General features: G+C 68.0%; 19 protein-coding genes. 9 read left to right on the top strand and 10 right to left on the bottom strand.

Annotated features, from left to right (window positions below; all coding sequences use genetic code 11):
• Positions 1-64: 64 nt before the first annotated feature.
• The 5 genes from BEI_RS08015 to BEI_RS08035 form a co-directional block, all read right to left on the bottom strand.
• Positions 65-1981 (bottom strand): EAL domain-containing protein, encoded by a 1917-nt coding sequence (locus tag BEI_RS08015; RefSeq protein WP_097789022.1) that lies wholly within the window; start codon positions 1979-1981, stop codon positions 65-67.
• Positions 1982-1985: 4 nt separating this feature from the next.
• A complete protein-coding gene (locus BEI_RS08020) occupies positions 1986-2702 on the bottom strand; it encodes a transglutaminase-like cysteine peptidase (protein WP_097789023.1) in 717 nt (238 codons plus the stop codon).
• A 75-nt stretch (positions 2703-2777) separates the two neighbouring features.
• Positions 2778-3932 carry a cation diffusion facilitator family transporter gene (locus BEI_RS08025; RefSeq protein WP_097789024.1) on the bottom strand — a complete coding sequence of 385 codons (1155 nt, stop codon included), beginning with the start codon at positions 3930-3932 and terminating at the stop codon, positions 2778-2780.
• Positions 3933-4038: 106 nt separating this feature from the next.
• Positions 4039-5244 carry a 1-acyl-sn-glycerol-3-phosphate acyltransferase gene (locus BEI_RS08030; protein WP_097789025.1) on the bottom strand — a complete coding sequence of 402 codons (1206 nt, stop codon included), beginning with the start codon at positions 5242-5244 and terminating at the stop codon, positions 4039-4041.
• Positions 5245-5263: 19 nt separating this feature from the next.
• A complete protein-coding gene (locus BEI_RS08035) occupies positions 5264-6196 on the bottom strand; it encodes a recombination-associated protein RdgC (protein WP_097789026.1) in 933 nt (310 codons plus the stop codon).
• A gap of 148 nt (positions 6197-6344) precedes the next feature.
• On the opposite strand from BEI_RS08035, the gene BEI_RS08040 reads away from it, so the two are divergent.
• From BEI_RS08040 to BEI_RS08075, 8 genes are all read left to right on the top strand, one after another.
• Entirely contained in the window at positions 6345-6770 is a 426-nt protein-coding gene (locus tag BEI_RS08040; RefSeq protein ID WP_097789027.1) for an acyl-CoA thioesterase, read from the top strand.
• A gap of 109 nt (positions 6771-6879) precedes the next feature.
• Complete coding sequence (gyrA, locus tag BEI_RS08045) at positions 6880-9546, top strand: DNA gyrase subunit A (RefSeq protein WP_097789028.1); 2667 nt, start codon at positions 6880-6882, stop codon at positions 9544-9546.
• Positions 9547-9641: 95 nt separating this feature from the next.
• Complete coding sequence (gene serC, locus BEI_RS08050) at positions 9642-10745, top strand: 3-phosphoserine/phosphohydroxythreonine transaminase (RefSeq protein WP_097789029.1); 1104 nt, start codon at positions 9642-9644, stop codon at positions 10743-10745.
• 288 nt (positions 10746-11033) lie between these two features.
• Complete coding sequence (gene pheA / locus BEI_RS08055) at positions 11034-12125, top strand: prephenate dehydratase (protein ID WP_097789030.1); 1092 nt, start codon at positions 11034-11036, stop codon at positions 12123-12125.
• On the top strand, positions 12126-14393 hold the full coding sequence (locus tag BEI_RS08060) for a bifunctional prephenate dehydrogenase/3-phosphoshikimate 1-carboxyvinyltransferase (RefSeq protein ID WP_097789031.1): 2268 nt from the start codon (positions 12126-12128) through the stop codon (positions 14391-14393).
• On the top strand, positions 14390-15079 hold the full coding sequence (cmk, locus tag BEI_RS08065; RefSeq protein ID WP_097789032.1) for a (d)CMP kinase: 690 nt from the start codon (positions 14390-14392) through the stop codon (positions 15077-15079). The genes BEI_RS08060 and cmk overlap by 4 nt, the downstream gene beginning before the upstream one ends.
• Positions 15080-15257: 178 nt before the next feature.
• Positions 15258-16934 (top strand): 30S ribosomal protein S1, encoded by a 1677-nt coding sequence (rpsA, locus tag BEI_RS08070; RefSeq protein WP_097789033.1) that lies wholly within the window; start codon positions 15258-15260, stop codon positions 16932-16934.
• Between the two features lie 644 nt (positions 16935-17578).
• A complete protein-coding gene (locus BEI_RS08075; RefSeq protein ID WP_097789034.1) occupies positions 17579-17956 on the top strand; it encodes a histone-like nucleoid-structuring protein, MvaT/MvaU family in 378 nt (125 codons plus the stop codon).
• Positions 17957-18155: 199 nt separating this feature from the next.
• Here the strand turns inward: BEI_RS08075 and BEI_RS08080 are convergent, their stop codons facing one another.
• Entirely contained in the window at positions 18156-18950 is a 795-nt protein-coding gene (locus BEI_RS08080; protein WP_097789035.1) for a helix-turn-helix domain-containing protein, read from the bottom strand.
• Positions 18951-19308: 358 nt separating this feature from the next.
• Between BEI_RS08080 and BEI_RS08085 the strand changes: the two genes are divergently transcribed.
• Positions 19309-19581, top strand: coding sequence for a hypothetical protein (locus tag BEI_RS08085; protein WP_097789036.1), 273 nt, complete (start codon positions 19309-19311; stop codon positions 19579-19581).
• A gap of 331 nt (positions 19582-19912) precedes the next feature.
• Here BEI_RS08085 and BEI_RS08090 read toward each other — a convergent pair whose 3' ends face one another.
• From BEI_RS08090 to BEI_RS08105, 4 genes are all read right to left on the bottom strand, one after another.
• Positions 19913-20797: a DNA replication terminus site-binding protein gene (locus tag BEI_RS08090; protein WP_227644647.1), complete on the bottom strand. Its 885-nt coding sequence runs from the start codon at positions 20795-20797 to the stop codon at positions 19913-19915.
• Between the two features lie 269 nt (positions 20798-21066).
• A complete protein-coding gene (gene yacG / locus BEI_RS08095; protein ID WP_097789038.1) occupies positions 21067-21297 on the bottom strand; it encodes a DNA gyrase inhibitor YacG in 231 nt (76 codons plus the stop codon).
• A gap of 52 nt (positions 21298-21349) precedes the next feature.
• Positions 21350-21979, bottom strand: coding sequence for a dephospho-CoA kinase (gene coaE, locus BEI_RS08100; RefSeq protein WP_097789039.1), 630 nt, complete (start codon positions 21977-21979; stop codon positions 21350-21352).
• A 1-nt stretch (position 21980) separates the two neighbouring features.
• A complete protein-coding gene (locus tag BEI_RS08105; RefSeq protein ID WP_097789040.1) occupies positions 21981-22832 on the bottom strand; it encodes a prepilin peptidase in 852 nt (283 codons plus the stop codon).
• Positions 22833-22922 lie beyond the last annotated feature (90 nt).

A 22922-nucleotide genomic window follows, 5' to 3' on the forward strand; every position in this document is an offset into this window, starting at 1 on the left:
AAGCAGGTTCGACCCTGGCGATCGCCGGCCCCCCGGGCCGGCGATCGTCCGTCAGGGGCGTAACCTAGAGGCCGGACTTGTCGCTGTGTCGGATGCCGGGCCCGGTGACCCCGTCCAGGCCGAGCTCGAACAGGGTCTTGGCCTCGTCGAGGGAGTGCACCCCTTCGGCGATGGCGAGAATGCCCAGGGAATGGCAGAGGGTGGCCATGCCCCTCAGGATGGTCTGTTGCTCATGGGCGAACGTCACGCCCTTGACCAGGGTGCTGTCGATCTTCAGGTAGGCCAGGCCCAGGTCATGCAGGTCGGACAATCGCGTGAACTCCGCGCCCACGTGCTCGAGGCCCAGTTGGCAGCCCAGGGGACGCAGTTCCCGGCACAGGCTGCGGAAGTTGGCCAGGTCCTGAAGCGCGAGGTTGCCCGGGAGCTCCAGCCACAGCTGGCGGGCCACGTCGGGGCGGGTGCTGAGCCGGCCGCGAAGCTCCAGGACGAACCGGGCATCCCGGATCGAGGCGGGCGAGAGATTGACGCCCACGGCCTGGTGACGCTGGGCGATGTCCTCGAGTGCGGCATCGATCACGGCGAGATCCAGCTGGGAATCGAGTCCCAGGCGAGCCACCCAGGGAATGAAGACACCGGCCGGTTGCCATTGCTGCCTGAGTCGCAGGCGGGAAGGGCACTCGAAATGCAGCAGCCTGCCATCCGCATCCAGGACCGGGTAATGGGCGAGGTAGACGCCTTCCTGGATGGCATCCTGGAGGGCCTTGCGCCACTCGGCGTGGCTGGTGAACAGGCTGCGGGACTTGCCGTTCTCCACCAGGGTGATCCCGTGCTGGCCGTGGGATTCGGCCGTGGAAAGGGCGCCGTCCAGGTCGGCCATCAGGGTGCTGCGTCGATCGCCCTGGGCATAGCCGCGAATGGCCCCGGGAAGCGTGATCAGCGGCCCGCGGTCCTGGGTCAGGGCCTTGAGGCGCCGGGACAGGTCCTGGTGGACGAACTCCAGGTCACCCAGGCCCGGAAGGAGCACGGCGAAGTCGCTGCCGTTGAGTCGTCCGACGAGGCCGCTCCCGTGCACCTGGGTGAGCTGCTCGAGGGAGTCGACGAGCGCCTTCAGCAGAGCATCGGTCTCGGCATGGCCGAGTTGCTCGTTGACCTGGGCGAGTCGGCTGACGCGCACCAGGCACACGCTGCCGCTGGCCCGGAAGTCATGACTCTCCAGGTGGATCTGCAGCTGGGCGAGGAAGGCCTCACGGTTCAACGCCCCGGTTACCGCGTCATGCTGGAGCCGCCGGCGCAGCACGTCGAGCTGCTGGCTCTCCCGGCCCAGCATCTCGCCCACCGCGGCCGCCAGCCGGTTCATCGCCTCGACCACCTCGCGCAGTTCACGGGTCCGCGGCACCCTGGAGGTGGTGAAACGGCGCATGCCGATGTCCCGGGCCTGCTCGACCACCCGGTGCAGGGGGCGGCGAATGGTGCGCACGAGCCAGCCCCCGAGCAGCAGGCTGGCGGCGCCGGCGACCAGGAACCAGCCGGCCAGCTCCAGGGTGCTGCGCCACAGCGAGCGATAGGCATAGCTGTGCTGGCTCTCCACGGTCAGGGTGCCGAACTGCTGCCAGCCGTCCTGGACCACGGCCACCCCCGGGGACACCTGGAAGTCGATCAGCTCGACGAACCAGCCGGGGACGTCCTCGATGGCCTCGTCGGCCTGTCGCCGCTCGATGATCTCGCCGTCGGGGTCGCGCAGCTCGATGCGCCGGTAGTGGCCGGTGTCGAACTGGGCCGCGATCAGCAGCTCCACGGTCACGGCATCCTTGGGCATCTGGGTCATCGTCAGGGCCAGCGCATTGGCATTGTCCGCATTCTTGATGCGGACTTCCTGCTCGATATAGGCGCGGCTCGAGGTTACCCCGATGAACAGGCTGCCGCCGAAGGCCAGCAACAATAGCCCGAGGATGATCAGCCAGAGCTGCTTGATGAGCGACATGTCGTTATCCCCCCTGGATGAAGCCTTGTCGTCGCATGCGGTCGATCACGCTGCGCCATCGTGAGAGCCGCGCGACGGGGTCGGCGCGGGAGCGGCTGGAGCCGCCGGCCCAGAGGCCGCTGCCGTTGAAGCTGAACAGCGGGTCGAGGTCGGTGCGAGCGCCGGCGGGCGTGATGTCGGGTACCAGGTTGTCGAGGACGAGCGGCTCGCCTCCGGGTGTGGCGTAGTACCCCAGTACCATGTGGGCCTGGGTGATCCGGCTGCGACCGATCCGGGCCCTGACGTAGATCAGCCGCAGCATGGCCTCCGGCACCTCGAGCTGGCGCAGCGTCACGTACTTGGCGATGGTGTAGTCCTCGCAGTCCCCGGCGCCCCGGCCCAGGGTCTCCAGGGGCGTGGCCCAGTAGTCCTCGCGCTGCCAGACCTGCGGATCCTCCAGCCAGCGCACGCGGCGGTTGAAGAAGGCATTGACCTCGCGCAACTGATCCTGGCGGTCGGCGCCACGCAGGCGATCGAGCAGCGCCAGCCACTCTTCCAGCACCGCCACCCCTTCCTGGCCATACTCTCGTCGCATGCTGGTCCGAAGCTGGGCCTGGTCGAGCCGAGCCGCGAGTGGTGGCGGCCCCAGCCCCAGCACGCCGCCCAGCAACAGGCCGCCCAGCAGCCTCAGGCAGCGCCGGCGGTCGGGGGAGGTCAGCGATGGAGGCGATGAATCGGCCATGCGGTCCCGCCGATGGATGAGCGATATCTAAAGCTTAGGTGGGGGAGAACGCTAATGCGAGGGTATGAAATCAACTCAACCGCGCCCCGGTCCCTCCCAGAGCCGCAGGCGCCCCAGCCAGTCCAGGTCGCGAGCCGCGCGGCGCAGCTCGTCGGCGGTGGCGTCCAGGTCCTGGCGGTCCGGCCGCCGGTCGACGAAGAGCGAGACGTCGATTCGGTCTTCCAGGTAGTGCAGGTCCAGGTCGACCCGGTCATGCCAGGCCGGCAGATCGCGCCAGGCCGTGTCGAGCAGCGCCTCCACGTCATCGCGCAGCGGCAAGCCGGGACGCAGGCTGTGGGCGGTCTGGCCCTCGTCGTCCTCGGGATCGATATGGAAGGTCACGTCGGCCAGGTCCGGTCGTGCCGCGCGAAGCCGTCGGCTGACGGCGTTGCCGATCTCGTGCGCCTCCGACACGGTCACCCGGGGCGGTACCACGATATGCAGGTCCAGCAGCACCTCGCCGCCCACGCGACGGGTGCGCAACTCGTGGACGCCACGCACCCCGGGGACCGCCTCGGCGGCGCTCTTCAGGGAGGCCTGTTCCGGTTCGGGCAGGGCGGTGTCGATCAACTCCTGGCTGGACTCCCAGAGCAGGCGCCCCCCGACCTGGCCGACCATGACGCCGACCACGATGGCGGCGACGGCATCCATCCAGCCGACGCCGACCTGGGCGGCGACCAGCCCCACCAGCACCACCAGGGTGGAGAGGGCATCGGATCGTGAATGCCAGGCATTGGCCTCCAGCAGCCTCGATCCGATGCGCCGGGCGACGGCCAGGGTGTAGTGGTAGATGGCTTCCTTAACCAGCAGGGCGAGGACGGCGATGGCGATGGCCCAGCCACCGGGGGCAGGGATGGGGTCGCCGGCGAGCAGGCGGCCCAGGCTGGCCCAGGCGATCGCGCCGGCGACGAAGATCAGCACCGAGCCCAGCCACAGGGTCGCCAGCGTCTCGATGCGCCCGTGACCATAGGGGTGATCCCGATCGGGCGCCTGGCGGCCGAAGTGAGTGGCCCCCAGCACGAAGAGGTCGGTGACGATGTCCGAGAAGGAGTGGATCCCGTCGGCGATCAGCGCCGCGGAGCCCACCAGGGCGCCGGTGACCAGCTTGGCCAGGCCCACCAGCAGGTCCACCCCGGCGCCGATCAGGGTGGCCTTGTGGGCTTCCCGGGTCTGGGCGGCACGCTCCGTCATCGTGGTTCCTCCGGCTGGATGGTCGGGTGCGCTCGCAGGCTCGCTCGCCCAAGCTGCGTCTCGATGACGCCGATACCGCCTTCACACCGTCGGCTCGGCGCTCGGCCTACGCCTTCCCTCTTCCCTCTTCCTTCTTCTCTCGCCGTTCTTCCCTCTTCCCCCGAATGTTCCGAACGGGATTGGCGTACTGGGCCAGCCACCAATCGCGCAGGTCCTCGGGCACCTCGGCCAGCCGGGTCTGGAAGCGGGCGCGGTCGGCGTCGGTCACCTCGCTCAGGTCGACGAGCTCCGGGGCGTCCCCCAGCGCCTCGAGGGCCAGGTAGTGGCTGGGGAAGAGGTGATAGCCCTCGAGCACCTGGCGATCGATCTCGGCGGCGACGGCTTCGGGGGTGTCGAAGTCCGCGCCCAGCGGCGTGCCGAAGCGCAGGTGGACCCGCCCCTTCTGGCCGGTGATGCCGGCGACGATGGAGCGGATGTCCTCGAATTCGCTCTTGCGGTACTGGCCCTCGTCATGGATCGCCTGGAGCTCCCGGGCCTTCTGGATGTCGCAGGGATCGTACTCGTAGCTGATCGAGACCGGCACCAGGCGCAGTTCGGCGATGGCCTCGCCGGTGCCGATGCCCTTGGCCTCGGCCCGGCGGGCCATGGTGAGCATCTTGACGATGGCGGGATCGGTGCGGTCGATGCCGTCCTTGGCGCGCCCCTCTCGCTGGGCCATCCAGATCGAATGGTTGTCCACCGTGATGGAGTGGCGGATGTAGGCCGAGAGCTTCTGGTAGGCGGCCAGCATGGCGCGCTTGCCGCGGGCGCTGCGTGGCACGATGAAGCTCTTGTTGAGTCGCATCAGGTCGGTGACGTAGGGCTTCTTCAGCAGGTTGTCGCCGATGGCGATGCGCACGGTGTCGCGACCGGCCAGGTAGAGCGCATAGTTGACGAAGGCCGGGTCCAGCGAGATGTCGCGGTGGTTGCCGATGAACAGGTAGGCCGTGTCGGGTGCCAGCCGCTCCAGGCCGTCGGCCCGGAAGTCGCTGGTGGAGTTGCGGATCATTCGCTGCATGTAGGCGGCGATGCGATCCTGGAAGGCGCGCACGCTGGTCACGCCCCGGGTCTCCCGGCGCACCGCGAAGCCGGCGATGGCGCGGGACAGGCGCGGCATGACCCGCGCCAGGCGGGGCAGGCGGAAGCGGGTGAGGGCGTCCAGGAGTTCCGGATCCTTGGCGAGGCGCTCGAGCACCTCGGCGACCTCGTCATCCTGATAGGGGCGAATCTCTGCCCAGGGATCGGCGGTGGTGTGATCTTGAATCGTAGTCATGGGCGCGGGGCCAGCTCGGTCAGACGGAGGGGGCATCCTGGCTCGACTGGGCTTCGCCGCCCAGCCAGGCCAGCAGGCGCTCGATGCTGTCGGCCAGCGCCTGGGTCATCAGCAGGAAATCGGTCTCCAGGCGCACCAGGGCATCGTCGCCGTCGTCGGCCTGGGAAGCTTCGTCGATCAGTGCATCATCGAAGCGTAGCGACTTGACGGCCAGGTCATCATGCAGCACGAAGCCGAGCCGGCCCTCCAGGCCCAGGGCCAGCTTGCTGGCCTGGCGGCCGCCTTCCAGCAGTTGCTGGATCTCGTCGCTGTCCAGGTCCACCTGGCGGGCGCGCAGCACGCCGTCGTCGCCCTTGGCCTTGAGCTCCACCTGGTCGCCCAGCACGAGGTCGGCGGGTCGTGCGCCCGGATCGCCCAGCCAGGCGGTCATGGCCCGCATCGGCAGGGTCTGGCTGGCCAGCGGCGTGACCTTGAGGCTGCCCAGGGTCTCGCGCAGCAGGTCGAGCACTTCCTCGGCACGCTTGCGGCTGCTGGTGTTCACCGCGATCAGGCTTCGCCGGGTGTCCCACCAGAGGTCGACCTTCTGGCTGCGCACGAAGGCCCGGGGCAGCAGTTCCTCGTAGACCTGTTCCTTGAGGGTCAGCTTCTCCTGGCGACGCAGCTTGCGCCCTTCGGCGGTTTCGATGGCCTCGGCGCGCTCGTCCACTTCCTCGCGCACCACGGAGGCGGGCAGGATTCGCTCCTGGCGCAGCGCCGTGATCAGGCGTTGTCCCTGGAGTTCATGCAGCAGCTGGGTGCCGGCCCGCCCCGCCGGGGCACACCAGCCCAGGCGGCGCGGCTCGCTGCCGCCCAGCGGGCGGAAGGCCTGCTCGCCGAGGGCCTCCTCCAGGCGAGCGGTGTCGAGTTCGGGCGCACCGTGCAGGCGATAGAGGTGCAAGTGCTTGAACCACATGACGCATTTCCTGGCCGAAAAGGAGGCACATTATGGCGAATGGGGCTCGGGGGTGCCAGCGATGATCCATCATCGGGAATCAAACGACGGTTTGAGTCTCGCCGGCACTCCCCCCTATGATCGAACTTTTCCCAAGGAGACGCCCGCCATGGACGCCAACGCCACCGTCGTGACCCCGATCCGGGTGCGCGGCTATCACCTGGACGGCTACGGGCACGTCAACAACGCCCGCTATCTGGAGTTCCTCGAGGAGGGGCGCTGGGACTACTTCGATCGGCACCCGGACCTGGCCGAGGTCGTGCGCCGAGAGCGGCTCGGGTTCGTCGTGGTCAACCTCAACCTGGATTATCGCCGGCCGGCGGTCGCGGGGGATGACCTGGAGGTGGTCACCTCGATCGCCGAGATCGGCACCCGCCGGATGCGGATCCGGCAGCGCATTCGGCACGCCGTCAGCGGCAGGGCGGTGGCCGACGCCGACCTCACCTTCCTGCTGATGGACTTCAGTACCCAGAGGGCGGTGACCATCGAGGGGGAGGTGAGAGACCGGCTGGCCGCCCTGGTCGTCGCCTCGTGACCCGCTGCTTTGCCCCGCCCGTAGTGGTATGATGTAGCGCTATTATTGTGCGCTCCCTCACGGCCACGTGACGCGCCAACCTCTTGCAGTGCAAAGGATTCGACGACCCATGGGTGACATCGCCAGAGAGATTCTGCCAGTCAACATCGAGGACGAGCTCAAGCAGTCGTACCTCGATTACGCGATGAGCGTGATCATCGGCCGTGCGCTGCCCGACGTGCGCGATGGCCTGAAGCCGGTCCACCGGCGCGTGCTCTACGCCATGCACGAGCTGGGCAACGACTGGAACAAGCCCTACAAGAAGTCGGCCCGCGTGGTGGGCGATGTCATCGGTAAGTACCACCCCCACGGCGACAGCGCCGTCTACGACACCATCGTGCGCATGGCTCAGGACTTCTCCATGCGCCACGTGCTGGTCGACGGCCAGGGCAACTTCGGCTCCATCGACGGCGACAACGCCGCCGCCATGCGTTACACCGAGGTGCGCATGGCCCGGCTGGCCCACCAGTTGCTGGCCGACCTGGAGAAGGACACCGTCGACTGGGTCGACAACTACGACGGCACCGAGCGCATCCCCGACGTGCTGCCGACCAAGGTGCCGAACCTGCTGATCAACGGCTCCTCCGGCATCGCCGTGGGCATGGCCACCAACATCCCGCCCCACAACATGGTGGAGGTGATCGACGGCTGCCTGGCGCTGATCGACGACTACACCCTGTCCGTCGACGACCTCATGGAGTACATCCCCGGCCCGGACTTCCCCACCGGCGGCATCATCAACGGCCGGGCGGGCATCCTCGAGGCCTACCGCACCGGCCGCGGGCGCATCTACGTGCGGGCCCGCCACACCATCGAGCACGACGAGAAGACCGGCCGTGACCACATCATCGTCACCGAGCTGCCCTACCAGGTGAACAAGGCCCGGTTGATCGAGAAGATCGCCGAGCTGGTCAAGGACAAGAAGATCGACGGCATCGCCGAACTGCGCGACGAGTCGGACAAGGAGGGGCTGCGGGTCGTCATCGAGGTCAAGCGCGGCGAGTCCGGCGAGGTGGTGGTCAACAACCTCTTCGCCCAGACCCAGCTGCAGAACGTCTTCGGCATCAACATGGTGGCCCTGGACGGCGGCGAACCCCGCACCCTGAACCTCAAGGAAACCCTCGAGGCCTTCATCCGCCACCGCCGCGAGGTGGTGACGCGCCGCACCCTCTTCGAGCTCAAGAAGGCCCGCGAGCGGGGCCATATCCTCGAGGGCCTGACCGTCGCGATCTCCAACATCGACGAGGTCATCGAGCTGATCAAGGCCTCGCCGTCGGCCGCCGAGGCCAAGGAGAAGCTGCTGGGCCGCAGCTGGCCGCCGGGCCAGGTCACCGGCATGCTCGAGCGCGCCGGGGCCACCTCCTGCAAGCCCGAGGACCTGGAGGAGGGCTACGGGCTCGATCCGACCGCGACCCAGTATCGCCTGTCGCCGGCCCAGGCCCAGGCGATCCTCGAGCTGCGCCTGCATCGCCTGACCGGGCTCGAGACCGAGAAGCTGCTCGACGAGTACCTGGGTATCCTGGAGAAGATCGCCGAGCTCACCGAGATCCTGGCCAGCGCCGACCGCCTGCTGGAGGTGATCCGCGAGGAGCTCGTCGCGGTGCGCGACCAGTTCGGCGAGCCGCGGCGCACCGAGATCCAGGCCAGCCATCTCGACCTGTCCATCGAGGACCTGATCGCCGAGGAGGACATGGTGGTCACCGTGTCCCGCTCCGGCTACGCCAAGACCCAGCCGCTCTCCGACTACCAGGCCCAGCGCCGCGGCGGGCGAGGCAAGTCGGCCACGGCCATGAAGGACGAGGACGTCATCGAGCACCTGCTGGTGGCCTCGACCCACGACACCGTGCTGCTGTTCTCCAACCGCGGCAAGGTCTACTGGCTCAAGGTCTACGAGATGCCGGCGGCCAGCCGCGGCTCCCGGGGCAAGCCGCTGGTCAACCTGCTGCCGCTGGACGAGGGCGAGGCGATCAACGCCATCCTGCCGGTCCATGACTACGACCCGGACAGCTACATCTTCTTCGCCACCGCCAAGGGCACGGTCAAGCGCACCAGCCTGGCCCAGTTCTCCCGGCCGCGCAGCGTGGGCCTGATCGCCATCGAGCTGGAGGAGGGCGATCGCCTGGTGGGGGCCGCCATCACCAGCGGCTCGGATCACGCCATGCTGCTGTCCTCCAACGGCAAGGCCATCCGCTTCGAGGAGAAGGACGTGCGGGCCATGGGGCGCACCGCCCGCGGGGTGCGGGGCATGCGCCTGATCGGCGACGCCGAGGTGATCAGCCTGATCATTCCCCAGAGCCAGCAGATCGATGCGGAGGCCGAGACCGAGGAGGGCGACGACCAGGCCCTGGTCAACGGCAACGGCGGCCAGATCTACATCCTCACCGCCAGCGAGCACGGCTACGGCAAGCGCACGCGGCTCGAGGAGTTCCCGCTGCGCGGGCGCGGCGGCCAGGGCGTGATCGCCATGCAGACCAGCGAGCGCAACGGCGCCTTGGTCGCGGCCATGCAGGTCTACGGCTCCGACGAGATGATGCTGATCACCGACAAGGGGACCCTGGTGCGGACCCGGGTCGACGAGGTGTCCATCTCCTCGCGCAACACCCAGGGCGTGATGCTGATCCGCCTCGGCGAGGCCGAGTCCCTGGTCAAGACGGTGCGCATCGACGAGCCGGCCGAGGAAGCCGCGCTCGAGGGAGAAGACGCCGAGGCGCCGGATGAAGACACCGATGCCCAGTAGGAGCGCCGCTTGCTGCGCGATGGTGGCAACCGTCGCGCCCTGAAGCGCGCTCCCACCGGGTGGGGGAATATTCGAGACAAGGAACCACGACGCCGATGACACGCCATTACAACTTCTGCGCCGGCCCGGCCGCCCTGCCCGAGCCGGTGCTGGTCCGGGCCCGGGACGAACTGCTGGACTACCAGGGGCGGGGCCTCTCGGTGATGGAGATGAGCCATCGCTCCGCCGAGTACGTGGCCATCGCCGAGCAGGCCGAGCGCGACCTGCGCGACCTGCTGGCGATTCCCGACGACTATCGGGTGCTGTTCACCCAGGGCGGGGCGAGCCTGCAGTTCGCCGCGGCCCCCTACAACCTGCTGGGGCGCGGGGGCAGCGCCAACTTCGTCCATACCGGGATCTGGGGCAAGAAGGCCATGGCCGAGGCCCGCCACCTGTTCGGCGCGGCCCCGGTGGCGGCCTCCAGCGAGGCCAACGGCCACACGGCCGTGCCGCGCCAGGCCGATATCGCGCTCACCGATGACGCCGCCTACCTGCATTACACCGCCAACGAGACCATCGGCGGCCTCGAGTTCGACTACACCCCCGAGGCCGTGCGCCCTGACGGAACCCGGGTGCCGCTGGTCTGCGACATGTCCTCGAGCATTCTCTCCGGCCCGCTCGACGTGTCGCGGTTCGGGGTCATCTACGCCGGGGCCCAGAAGAACATCGGCCCGGCGGGGCTCACCGTGGTGATCGTGCGCGACGACCTGCTCGACCGCGCCCGGGCCGACATGCCGACGCTGCTGGGCTACAAGACCCTCGCCGAGGGAGGCTCCATGGTGAACACCCCGGCCACCTACAGCTGGTACCTGGCGGGGCTGGTCTTCCATTGGCTGAAGCACGACATCGGCGGCCTGGCGGCCATGGAGGCCATCAATCGCCGCAAGGCCGAGAAGCTCTACGCCGCCATCGACGCCAGCGACTTCTATGCCAATCCGATCGCGATGGCCAACCGCTCGCGGATGAACGTGCCCTTCGTGCTCGCCGACGATCGCCTGGACAAGGCCTTCCTGGCCGAGGCCGAGGAGGCGGGCCTGCTCAACCTCAAGGGCCACCGCAGCGTCGGCGGCATGCGCGCCAGCCTCTACAACGCCGTGCCGGAAGCCGCCGTGGACGCCCTGGTCGACTTCATGGGCGACTTCGAGAAGCGGAGAGGATAGCGCCGAGCGCCGAGCGCCAAGAGGAAAGTGACAAGTAGAAAGTGACAAGCGCCTAGAGGGCAGCTACAAGCGCCGAACGCCCTTCGGGCAGCGACAAGCTACAAGGAGCAAGCGACAAGGAAACCCCTTGTCGGCTTGTCTCAGGGGGCAGCACACTGCCTTGCAGCTTGCAGCTTGCAGCTTGCAGCTTGCAGCTTGCAGCTTGCAGCTTGCAGCTTGCAGCTTGCAGCTTGCAGCTTGGCCGACATGTAAGACACCGGGCCCTGCCCGATAAGAAGGGAACCACCGATGAGTGATACCCCCATCAATCTCGAGGCGCTGCGCCAGCGCATCGACGAGCTGGACAACGACATCCTGCGACTGATCAGCGAGCGGGCCGAGTGCGCCCGCAACGTCGCCGAGATCAAGACCCAGGACGACCCCCAGGCGGTCTTCTATCGTCCCGAACGCGAGGCCCAGGTACTGCGCCGGATCATGGAGCTCAACCATGGTCCCCTGGACAGCGAGGAGATGGCCCGGCTGTTCCGCGAGATCATGTCCGCCTGCCTGGCCCTGGAGCAGCCGATCAAGGTCGCCTACCTGGGGCCGGAGGGCACCTTCACCCAGCAGGCGGCCCTCAAGCACTTCGGCGAGAGCGCCATCAGCCTGCCCATGGCGGCCATCGACGAGGTGTTCCGCGAGGTGGAGGCCGGGGCCGTCAACTACGGCGTGGTGCCGGTGGAGAACTCCACCGAGGGCGTGATCAACCACACGCTGGATTCCTTCATGGACTCCAGCCTGCGCATCTGCGGCGAGGTGGTGCTGCGGATCCACCATCACCTGCTGGTCTCCGAGACCACCCGGCGCGACAAGGTCTCGCGGATCTACTCCCATCCGCAGTCCTTCGCCCAGTGCCGCAAGTGGCTGGATGCCCACTATCCGCAGGCCGAGCGGGTCCCCGTCTCCTCCAACGCCGAGGCCGCCCGCCTGGTCAAGACCGAGTGGCACAGCGCCGCCATCGCCGGCGACATGGCCGCCAAGCTCTACGGCCTGACCCGCATCGCCGAGAAGATCGAGGATCGCCCGGACAACTCCACGCGCTTCCTGATCATCGGCAACCAGGACGTGCCCATGTCCGGGGAGGACAAGACCTCCATCGTGGTGGCCATGCGCAACCAGCCCGGCGCCCTGCATGACCTGCTCGAGCCCTTCCATCGCCACCAGATCGACCTGACCCGCCTGGAGACTCGGCCCTCGCGCAGCGGCGTGTGGAACTACGTCTTCTTCATCGACTTCAAGGGGCACCACGAGGAACCGCGGGTCTCGGCCATGCTCGAGGAGGTGCGGCTGCGCGCCGCCGAGGTCAAGGTCCTGGGCTCCTACCCCCAGGGCGTGCTCTAGATGGGGCGTCATGCCGTCGCGCCGGCGGAGCCGCGGCTGCTGATCGTCGGCGTCGGGCTGATCGGCGGCTCGCTGGCCGCCGCCCTGCGTGCCGCGGGCTTCGCGGGCGAGATCCTGGCCTGCGATCCCGATGCCGAGGAGATCACCCGGGGCGTCGAGATGGGGCTGATCGAGCGCGGCGGCACCCGGCTTTCGCCGCTCCTCGAGGGCGTCAGCCTGGTCGTGCTGGCGGTGCCGGTGCTGGCCATGCGCCAGGTGATGGAGGAGGTCGCCGCGGGCCGGGAACGGGCCGCCGACGACCTGGTGATCACCGACGTGGGCAGCACCAAGGGCACGATCCGCGAGGCCGCCGCGGGGGTCTTCGGCAGGATGCCGGCGAACCTGGTGCTCGGCCATCCCATCGCCGGCTCCGAGAAGAGCGGCGTGGCGGCCGCCGACTCCAAGCTCTATGCCCGGCACAAGGTGATCCTGACCCCCGAGCCGGACACCGATCCCGAGGCCCTGGCCCGGGTGCGCCGGCTCTGGGAGGCGACCGGTGCGGAGGTGCTGGAGATGGCGGTGGATCGCCACGACCAGGTGCTGGCCCGGACCAGCCACCTGCCGCACCTGCTGGCCTTCTCCCTGGTGGATACCCTGGCGCGCCAGGACGAGCGCCTGGAGATCTTCCGCTATGCCGCCGGCGGCTTTCGCGACTTCACCCGTATCGCCGGCAGCGACCCGGTGATGTGGCGGGACATCTTCGTCGCCAACCGCGACGCCGTGCTCGCCGCCCTCGACGACTTCGAGGCCGGGGTGGCCCGGCTGCGCCGGGCCGTGGAGAGGGGCGACACCGATGCCATGCTGGCGACCTTCGATCGTGCCAGCCATGCCCGCCACTACTTCGATTCCCTGCTCAACCAGACCAGCTATCAGGCGGAATACCAGATGCAAGCACAAGACAGGCTGCGCTACCGGGTCAGGCCCGGCGGCGGCGTGACCGGCCGCATCCGCGTGCCCGGCGACAAGTCGATCTCCCACCGCTCCATCATGCTCGGGGCCCTGGCCGACGGCGTCACCGAGGTGACCGGCTTCCTCGAGGGCGAGGACAGCCTGGCCACCCTCCAGGCCTTCCGCGAGATGGGCGTGGCCATCGAGGGGCCCCACCAGGGGCGGGTCACCGTGCACGGCGTGGGCCTGCACGGCCTCAAGGCGCCGGCCGGGCCGCTCTACGTGGGCAACGCCGGGACCGCCATGCGGCTGTTCGCCGGCCTGCTGGCCGGCCAGGCCTTCGACACCGAGCTCACCGGGGATGCCTCCCTGACCAAGCGGCCCATGGGGCGCGTCGCCGACCCGCTGCGCGAGATGGGCGCGGTCATCGAGACCGCCGAGGGCGGCCGGCCGCCGCTGAAGATCCGCGGCGGCCAGCGCCTCCGGGGCATCACCTACGACATGCCCATGGCCAGCGCCCAGGTGAAGTCCTGCCTGCTGCTGGCCGGGCTCTACGCCGAGGGCGAGACCCGGGTGCGCGAGCCGGCGCCGACCCGCGACCACACCGAGCGGATGCTCAACGGCTTCGGCTACGAGGTCTCCCGCGAGGGCGACACCTGCTGGCTGCAGGGGGGAGGGCGCCTGGCCGCCGCGCCCATCGACGTGCCCTCCGACATCTCCTCGGCGACCTTCTTCCTGGTCGCCGCGGCCATCACCCCGGGCGCCGACCTGGTGCTCGAGCACGTCGGCATCAATCCCACGCGGATCGGCGTGATCAACATCCTCAAGGCCATGGGGGCCGACCTGCGCCTGGAGAACGAGCGCGAGGTGGGCGGCGAGCCGGTGGCCGACCTGCACATTCGCTACGCGCCCCTCAAGGGCATCGACATCCCCGTCGACCAGGTGCCGCTGGCCATCGACGAGTTCCCCGCGCTGTTCGTCGCCGCCGCCAACGCCGAGGGCACCACCCGGCTGCGCGAGGCCGCCGAGCTGCGGGTCAAGGAATCCGACCGCCTCAAGGCCATGGCCGACGGGCTCGCCGTGCTGGGCGTCGAGAACCGACTGTACGACGACGGTATCGATATCGTCGGCCACGGCGGCGAGGGGCCCAGCTACGGGGGCGGGCGCATCGACAGCCTGGGAGACCACCGCATCGCCATGGCCTTCACCGTCGCCGCGCTGCGCGCCTCGGACGAGATCGTCATCGACGACTGCGCCAACGTGGCGACCTCCTTCCCCGGCTTCGTCGCCCTGGCCCGCCGGGTCGGCCTGTCCCTCGAGGAAGAGCGGGAGGCGTCATGAGCGAGCAGCCGCCGGTACTGACCATCGATGGCCCCGGCGGGGCCGGCAAGGGCACCATCAGCCGCCTGATCGCCGAGCGCCTGGGCTGGCACCTGCTGGACAGCGGCGCCCTCTATCGGCTGACGGCGCTGGCCGCGGGCAAGCACGAGGTGTCGCTGGACGACGAGGCGGGCCTGGCGCGGATCGCCGAGGGCCTGGACGTGGTCTTCCTGGCCGAGGAGGGCGAGGCGCGCATCCTGCTCGAGGGGGCGGACGCCACCCAGGCGATCCGCACCGAGCAGGTGGGCGACGCCGCCTCGCGGGTGGCGGCCCTGCCGGCGGTGCGCGAGGCGCTGCTCAAGCGCCAGCGCGACTTCCGGAAATCCCCGGGGCTGGTGGCCGACGGCCGCGACATGGGCACCGTGGTCTTTCCCGAGGCCCCGCTGAAGATCTTCCTCACGGCGAGTGCCGAGGAACGCGCCCGCCGCCGGCACCTGCAGTTGCGAGAGGCGGGGGTGGATGCTAGTCTATCGAGTCTTCTAAAGGAGATTCAGGCACGCGATGCACGCGACATGCAGCGCAGCGTGGCCCCGCTCGTCCCGGCCGATGACGCCGTCGAGCTGGACACCACGAGCCTGACGATACCGGAAGTGGTGGATCGGCTGACGGAACTGCTGGCCCGGCGTGGCCTGGCCTCCGGCACCTGAACTCCCTTGCGGCGCCTTCGGCAAGATGTGATGACGTGGTCGGGCACCCCGTTTCCCGTGAGCCCGGCCAGGTCGAACCAGCGCCAACATCCCCGAGGGTAGTCTGAAATGGCCCGCACTCGCTGGTGGTGCGGAGGAGCGGCCCTGCCGCACACAACGTTGATCACGTAGGAACATCATGAGCGAAAGCTTTGCTGAACTGTTTGAACAGTCTCTTCAGGACATCAACATGGAGCCGGGCGCCATCGTCGCGGCCACCGTCGTCGACATCGAGGGTGACTGGGTCACCGTCAATGCCGGCCTGAAGTCCGAAGGTCAGATTCCCGCGGCCCAGTTCCGCGACGACAACGGCGAGCTGACCATCGCCCAGGGCGACGAGGTCCACGTCGCCCTCGAGGCCGTGGAAGACGGCTTCGGCGAGACCCGCCTGTCTCGCGAGAAGGCCAAGCGCGCCGAGGCCTGGAAGGTCCTGGAAGCGGCCTTCGAGAAGGAAGAGATCGTCAAGGGCGTGATCAACGGCAAGGTCAAGGGCGGCTTCACCGTCGACATCGACTCCATCCGTGCCTTCCTGCCCGGTTCCCTGGTCGACGTGCGTCCGGTGCGCGACACCACGCACCTCGAGAACAAGGAGCTGGACTTCAAGGTCATCAAGCTCGACCCGAAGCGCAACAACGTGGTCGTTTCTCGTCGTGCCGTCCTCGAGGCCGAGAACAGCGCCGAGCGTGAGGCCCTGCTCGCCACCCTGCAGGAAGGCCAGCAGATCGTCGGTATCGTCAAGAACCTCACCGACTACGGCGCCTTCGTCGACCTGGGCGGCGTCGACGGCCTGCTGCACATCACCGACATGGCCTGGAAGCGCATCAAGCACCCGAGCGAGATCGTTTCCGTGGGCGACGAGATCACCGTCAAGGTGCTCAAGTTCGACCGCGAGCGCAACCGTGTCTCCCTGGGCCTGAAGCAGCTGGGCGAGGATCCCTGGGTCAACATCAAGGATCGCTACCCGGAAGGCACCAAGGTGCACGCCCGCGTCACCAACCTCACCGACTACGGCTGCTTCGCCGAGCTGGAAGAGGGCGTCGAGGGTCTGGTCCACGTGTCCGAGATGGACTGGACCAACAAGAACATCCATCCGTCCAAGGTCGTTCAGGTCGGCGACGAGGTGGACGTCATGGTGCTCGATATCGACGAGGAGCGTCGTCGTATCTCCCTGGGCATCAAGCAGTGCACCCCGAACCCCTGGGAGACCTTCAACGCCCAGTACAACAAGGGCGACCGCGTCACCGGGACCATCAAGTCCATCACCGACTTCGGCATCTTCATCGGCCTGGAAGGCGGTATCGACGGCCTGGTGCACCTGTCCGACATCTCCTGGACCGAGACCGGCGAGGAAGCCGTTCGCCAGTTCAAGAAGGGCGACGAGGCGGAAGCCGTCATCCTGTCCATCGACCCGGAGCGCGAGCGCATCTCCCTGGGCATCAAGCAGCTCGACACCGATCCGGTCGCCGAGTTCCTGGCCGTCAACGACAAGGGCTCCATCGTCACCGGCCGTGTGGTCGAGGTCGACGCCAAGGAAGCCCACGTCGAGCTGGCCACCGATGTGGTCGCCGTGCTGAAGGCCTCCGAGATCAGCGCCGACCGTGTCGAGGACGCCCGTAACGTGCTGAACGAAGGCGATAGCGTCGAGGCCCGTATCATCGGTGTCGATCGCAAGAACCGCCAGATCAACCTGTCCATCAAGGCCAAGGATCAGGAAGACACTCGTCGCGGCATGCAGAAGCTGCGCGAGCAGGATGTCGAGACCGGTGGCCCGACCACCATCGGCGACCTGATCAAGCAGCAGATGGGTCAGGACTGAGGTCGAGGGCCCATGCCCCGCCTATAGCCCGATCGACAACGCCGCCCTCCGGGGCGGCGTTTTTCGTTCCAGGTTCGAGGTTCGAGGTTCGACGGGCGAGGTTCGAGGGGCGAGCAGTCGTAGGCCGGATAAGCCCGCGTAGCGGGCGCATCCGGCGAAACCCCAGGCCGTGACCGGCCCCCGATGCGAAGGAACCCCCCGAGGTCTCGGCCTTGGGGCTTGTAGCTTGCTCCTTGTAGCTGGCAATCGTAGGGTGGAAAGGCGTTAGCGCATCCGCCAGATCTCGGCTCGCGGCCAAGCCGAGGCTCAAGTAGAAAGTAGCAAGGAAACCTTGGCTGGCTACGTCTTTTCAAGGGAAAGCTCCGCTGATGATCCCGGCGGGGCTTTCTTGTCACTTTTTACTTGTCACTTGCTACTCGTCATCTTGACGGTTCCATGCCGGATACACTCGCAGACGCGTTTATCCGGCCGGGTATCGGACTTCAAGGAGCTTCTTGACCGGTATTATTGTCTAAGTTGGCTGGAGGTTCTCAAGAGTCCTCGTAGTTGTCTCCCGGATGTATTATTAGCGCACAGTTGCATAAGTCGAATATTGGAGCAATAATACGGACGCATTCCCGAACTTTCGAACAAGGATTCCCTAGATGTCATCACTGCTCAGTAATTACATGCAGAAGGAGCAGCAGCTCAAGCAACTCCAGAACGAACTCGAAAAGCTGGAGAACGACGAGCGCCTCAAGGCAGAGCTCGAGTTCAAGACCAAGCTCGAGGAGTTGATGAAGGAGTTCGGCAAGAGTGCCGGCGATGTCATCGAGCTGCTCAACCCGCAGCCGGCCGCGGCGGCTCCCAAGGCGGCATCCACTGCCGGCGGGCGTCGCAAGCGCAAGCTGAAGATCTACAAGAATCCCCATACGGGCGAGGTGGTCGAGACCCGCGGCGGCAACCAGAAGACGCTGAAGGCCTGGAAGGACGAGTTCGGCGCCGAGACCGTCGAGTCCTGGCTGGTGCGCACCGAGGACTGAGCCCGGTCGCGACGACCCGTGCTGCGACGCCGCCCCTTCGGGCGGCGTCGTCGTTCCTAGGCATTGTCTGAAAAGTCGACGAGCGAAGGCTAGACAAGGCAAAAATCGGTGAAAAGGCGGAGTTTACAGGTAGTAAATGAGCACTTTGAGCCGATTTTTAACGCAGTATAGCCGAGCGCAGGCACTTTTCGGACATTGCCTAGAGGAGGGGGATGCGTAGCTCCAGTTCGCTGTCCTCCTGGACCAGGTGGGGAGGATCGCCGCTGAGCGTCTCCCCTTCGCCGGTGATGCCGCGACAGGTCATGAACAGCATCGCGGAGCGCAGCTCCCGGCTATGCTCGAGCCTGAGGCAGGCATGGCGCTGCGCGGGCAGGCGCATCAAGCGAAAGGTCGGCGGCAGAGCCAGGTTGAGCGGCTCGTCCGGCAGCTGCACGCCCAGGTCCAGCCGCGGCAGGCTGCTCTCCAGGGGTTGGTCATGGAAGATGGCGAGGGGCGGCGCCTCGCCGAGTTGGGGCGGCAGGACCTCCGCTCCCTGGGCATGCGACCGCCATCCCGTCAGGTCCTCCAGTTCACCGGGCGGGTCGTAGAGTCGCGTCAGTACCGCCTGTCGCGCCGGTAGCTCGGTCACCCGGAAAGGGAAGGCGGGGATCCCCCGTCGTTGTCGATTGAGCCTGAGGCGCATGCTCTGGCGGTAGCGGCGTGGCGTCTGGCCATAGCGACGGTGGAAGGCGCGCGAGAATGCCGAATGGTTGCAATACCCACACAACCTGGCGATCTGGCTGATGCCTTCCGGCGTGTGGATCAGCAATCGCGCCGCCTTCTCCAGACGCAGCCGGTCGCGATAGACGCCGGGCGATATTCCGAAGCAGTGTCGAAACCGACGCCGAATCTGTGAAGTGGAGTAGCCCATTCGCACGGCCAGCTCCTCGATTCCTCCCTGACTGCTCAGACTCTCCTGCAGCCAGATTTCCGCTCGCATCATTTCCTGGCACATGGCCTTTCCCCCGTACTGCGACTCATACCCGTGCCTTGCGTGATGGCGGTAGTGGCCCTCGGGCCTTTGGCATGCCCGATCTGGTGTCGGGCTGAAGCCAGCCGTATGCCGCTGACGGCTTTAATTATGTCCTATATAGTTTTGTTTATGCCGACTCTTCGCAACAAAGGCAAGTTTGCTCACCAGCATTGAGCGATTCGGCATAGTTTCTGGCGGGCGAGCCCGCCACCGGCAGGTGTCAGGGGGCGGGTTAGCGGGTATACTCCAACGCATCGTCATGGCCAGCGGCCGCTCCCCTTACCGCCCTGTGCCGTAAACCCATTGGAAGCGAATGAAACAGTCAAACTCCCGAAAACCCATGGATGAGCGTGAGAAGTTACGCAAGTTCCGCGAACTCGACGATGCCTTCGCCGAGGCATTGCGTGAACTCGAACGTCCGGACTCCCGACTGGATATTCCCACCGGCCCGCCCGTGCGCCCCCTCGAGGACCAGGAACCCGAGATGGACGAACAGGCCCGGCACCAGGCCTTCGAGCGCCAGCTCGCGGCCCTGATGCAGGACTACGCCTTGCCCGCCGAGAGCGTCAAGGACCTTCTCCAGACCCTTCAGGCCCTCGGCCGCATCGCCTGATCCCCCCCCGGTAAGGCGTCGGGTATGTGCGAGCTGCGAGTAGCAAGTAGAAAGTCGCAAGGAATACCTCGCTCCTTGCTGCTCGTTCCTCGCGCCTTGTCCCTGCCCGAGGGGCCTGCAGTCATCTGGTAGTGGGGTCGGGTGGATAAGCGCTAGCGCATCCAGCACGATGCCGGCACGAGCCTGGCCTTCCGGGACGCCGGAGGCGCCCGCTGGGCGGGCTTATCCAGCCTACAGGGCCACCTCACACCTGGCCCCTCACGCTTGCAGCCTTTTCCTTGCCACTTTCTACTTTCTACTTTCCACTCGACCCTCGAACCCCGAGCCTTGCTCAGCCTCGGTAGCGATACACCCTCAGGCTCGGCAGCAACGGCTCGGCCTCCAGGCGGACATCTCGGCGCAGGGCGCGGGTGCGCCGCTCCGGCGGGCTCGTCGGCGGCCGATTGTGGTCGGGCAGGCGCCCATCCTCGGCGGGGACGAAGAGCGGCAGCGCCACGTTCATGGCCTGCCGGTCGTGGCCGTCCTCTAGCGGTTCCCGAAAGAAGAGGTTGGCGCGCATCAGCGGGGCCTGCTGCTGCACCTGGGCGAGGGGTTCGCCGTCGGGCAGTCCGGCCAGGGTGCGCAGCTGGATCTGCACATGGGGGGCCTCGGTGTCCAGGGCGAGCAGCTTCTGCTCGGCCTCCCGGACGCTGAGGCGCTTGATCGAGCGACCGCTGGCGTACCAGGCCAGCCGGACCCGGGCCACCGGGGCCGGAGCGATCGGGATGGCCCGCCAGCACTGCTTGAGATGCAGCCGCGCCAGCCCGCTGCCGCGCAGGTGGCTGTGCAGCCGGGGATGACGGAAGGGCAGGACGGCCTTGGCCTCGGGGAGCAGCGACGGCGCCTGTTCGCGGATCCGGCCCAGCACCTCGGCGAAGGCCCGCTTCGCGGCATTGACCGCCTCGGCCCCGGCCATGACCCGCGCCGGGGCGGCGACCAGCCCCACGTGACTGCGGGTGCTGCGACCGTCCTGGCCGTCCTGGTACCAGAAGTCCAGCAGGGCCCGGTGCAGCCAGTCGGCGTCGGCGTGTTCGGCCTCGAAGGCCCAGGCCTGGGCACCGCTCTCCCGCCAGGCGCTCACCAGCGCCTCGGCCTCCTCGACCAGCCGGTCATAGGCGGCCTCCAGCTCCGCCAGCAGGCGATATTCCGGGGCGTCGCCCATGGCTTCAGAATTCATGTCCAGATCTCCGACGAGAAGAGCGCCGGGGACAAGGCGTAGCGTGGGTCTTTTGACCAGGGGCGAGGCGGAAAGTGAAGAACATCCGGTGGATGTTCTTCCCGCCGAGCGGGTTGGCCACGGATGGCCAACCCAGGCCCTGCAAGCGACGCAGGATGCAGTAGCGCCGCAGGGCAAAAGTAGCGCCCATGGAAGGGTCTACAGCGCCCTCGCGCAGGCTTGTCGCCGGAAAAGCTCTTCGAGTGCCTTGCGATGGGGGGAAGGGTCGCTCAGTCGCTCCCGTCCCGATCCGCCCGGGCCAGCCAGGCATCGATATCGGTCTCGTCCATGGCCGGCTCGCCGGCGATGCGGTGGGACTCGTCGGCCCAGGCACCCAGGTCGAGCAGCCGGCAGCGCTTGCTGCAGAAGGGGCGGTAGGGGTGGTCCGTGGTCCAGGGCACCGTCTTGCGGCACTGGGGGCAGGCGACCTCGAGGGGGCGCTTGGAATCGGCTTGGCTCATCGGCTCGCTCTCGTTTTCGGGGGCGTCATTCGTTGGTGACAAGGATCTCGAATCAGCGTTCCGGGGGCAAACCGGCCAGCGCGCGATAGCGGCGGTCGAGATCGGCGACCCGCTCGGCCAGGCCGGCCTCGTCGGTGTCGTTGTCCAGCACGTCGTCGGCCCGGGCGAGGCGCTCGCGGCGCGGCATCTGGGCGGCGACGATGGCTTGGGCCTGGGCCTCGTCGACATCGTCTCGGCTCGCCGTTCGCCGGATCTGCAGCGCCTCGGGCACGTCGATCACCAGGGTGCGATCGACCAGCGCGTGCTGGCCCGACTCGAAGAGCAGCGGCGAGACCAGCAGCGCATAGGGCGCGTCGCCGTCGCGGAACGCCGCCAGGCGCTCGGTGAGGCGCTCGCGGATGCGCGGGTGGGTGACGCCTTCCAGCCAGCGGCGCTCCTCGGCATCGGCGAAGACGATCTCGCGCAGGGCGCGTCGATCCAGCCGGCCGTCCGGCTGGAGCACGCGCTCGCCGTAGCGCTCGGCGATGGCGGCCAGGGCCGGCTCGCCAGGCTCGACCACTTCCCGGGCCACGTCGTCGGCATCCACCCACGGGATGCCGTGCCGGGCGAAGGCGCGCGCCACGGTCGACTTGCCGGAGGCGATGCCGCCGGTGACGCCGATGATCAGGGGAATGTCGGGCATATCAGGTCACCAGTCCCAGGTAGGTGGCCATCAGCGGCTCGCCGACCAGCAGGGCGATCCAGCCCGCCGCGGCCAGCCAGGGGCCGAAGGGCATGGGGGCGCCGCGCAGGCGGGGCACGGCGAGCTGGACGATGACGCCGACCACCGCGCCGGCGCCGGCGGCGAGGATCAGCACCATGGGCAGGAAGGGCCAGCCCAGCCAGGCGCCCAGGGCCGCCAGCAGCTTGAAGTCCCCATAGCCCATGCCTTCCTTGCCGGTGACCCACTTGAACAGCCAGTAGAAGCTCCATAGCGCCAGGTAGCCGGCCATGGCGCCCACCACGGCGCTCGGCAGCTGCAGGGGCTGGAAGATCAGCTGGTAGAGGAGTCCCGCCCACAGCAAAGGGAGGGTGAGGATGTCCGGCAGCAGCTGGGTGCGCAGGTCGATCACCGCCATGGCCAGCAGGGCCAGGCAGGCGCCGAGGATGAAGAGCCCCTCCAGGCTGGCCCCGTACAGGGCGACCACCGCCAGGGCCAGCAAGCCGCCGGCCAGCTCCACCAGCGGGTACTGCGGGCTGATCGGCGACCGGCAGCTCGCGCAGCGGCCGCGGCGCTTGAGCCAGCCCAGCAGCGGCAGATTGTCGTGCCAGGCGATGGGGGCCTCGCAGCGCGGGCACATCGAGCGCGGCGTGACCAGGTTGAAGGTCGGCGGCGCCTCGGTCTCGAGCTCCAGGGCCTCCCGGGCCTCGGCGCGCCACTCGCGCATCAGCATGACCGGCAGGCGCACGATCACCACGTTGAGGAAGCTGCCGAGGCACAGGCCGAGGATCGCGGCCAGCGGCCACAGCAATGGGGGGGGAAGGTCGACAGGCAAGGGGCGCTCCTTTCCGCGATGGTGTCCGGCCCCATTCTACGGGGCGAGCGCGGTCTTGTCCGGTCTCATCTATCCTGAATGGCGGGTGGA

The organism is Halomonas beimenensis (genome assembly GCF_002549795.1).
In the GTDB taxonomy this organism is placed as follows: Bacteria; Pseudomonadota; Gammaproteobacteria; order Pseudomonadales; family Halomonadaceae; genus Halomonas; species Halomonas beimenensis.